Raw genomic sequence first — 948 nt, forward strand, 5'->3', positions numbered from 1 at the left:
CGACCGAGATTTTCGTGGCGAAGCCGGCGGGATACATCTCGCCAACCGTCGGTGTGAAAGCAAGGTCGGCCTTTGCCGCGCCGAGCCGGTCGAGATCGCGGGCGAGTTGGCGCGGGTACTTGTCGAGGTCTTCGCTCGGCGCGAACTGTGTCGGGTTGACGAAGATCGACACGACGCAGCGCTCGGCTTTTTCGAGTGCGATCCTGACCAGCGAGATGTGCCCGTCGTGCAAAGCGCCCATGGTCGGCACCATGGCGACACGAAGGCCGTCACGGCGCCAGTCATGGATTTGCGTGCGAAGTGCGGCAACGCTATCGACGACGACGGGTTGGCTCATGCGTCATCCCTGCTGTTTGTCGCCGAAAAGACATGGCCGGGGCCCGGGAATGTCCGGTTTCGCACTTCTGCTGCATAGCTCTTTGCGGCATGCGAGATCGCGTTGCGCAGGTCGGCGTATTCCTTGACGAATTTCGGCACGCGATCGACGGTCAGCCCGACCATGTCGTCGGTGACCAGGATCTGGCCGTCGCAGTCGCCGCTGGCGCCGATGCCGATGGTTGGGATGGCGAGGCGGCGGCTGATATCGGCGGCGACCCTCTCGACCGTGCCTTCGATGACCACCGAGAAAGCCCCGGCGTTCTCGACGGCGAGCGCATCGCGAAGCAAAGCCGCAACAGCCTCCTCGGTGCGGCCTTTGATCTTGTAGCCGCCGTCCTTCTCGACCGATTGCGGCTGCAGGCCGATATGCCCCATGACCGGAATGCCGGCGGCGACGATGGCCGCGATCTGGCTAACCATGTCGACGCCGCCTTCGAGCTTTACCGCCTGGCAGCCGGTTTCGTCGACGACCCGCCGCGCCGAGGCGACGGCAAGTGCTGCCGTGACCTCATAGCTGCCAGCCGGCAGGTCGACGACGACGCAGGCACTGGCCGAGCCGCGCATCACGGC

At 65.2% G+C, this 948-nt stretch carries 2 protein-coding genes; both read right to left on the bottom strand.

The features are described from left to right. A partial coding sequence (locus tag EN969_RS32935; RefSeq protein ID WP_164758748.1) for a pantoate--beta-alanine ligase occupies nucleotides 1-337 on the bottom strand: 337 nt, incomplete at its 3' end. Next, nucleotides 334-948: 3-methyl-2-oxobutanoate hydroxymethyltransferase (gene panB, locus EN969_RS32940; RefSeq protein WP_127419832.1), on the bottom strand; the 615-nt coding region annotated here is incomplete at its 5' end. The genes panB and EN969_RS32935, both read right to left, overlap by 4 nt.

It is taken from the genome of Mesorhizobium sp. M7A.F.Ca.CA.003.01.2.1, assembly GCF_003998945.1.
Lineage (GTDB): Bacteria > Pseudomonadota > Alphaproteobacteria > Rhizobiales > Rhizobiaceae > Mesorhizobium > Mesorhizobium ciceri.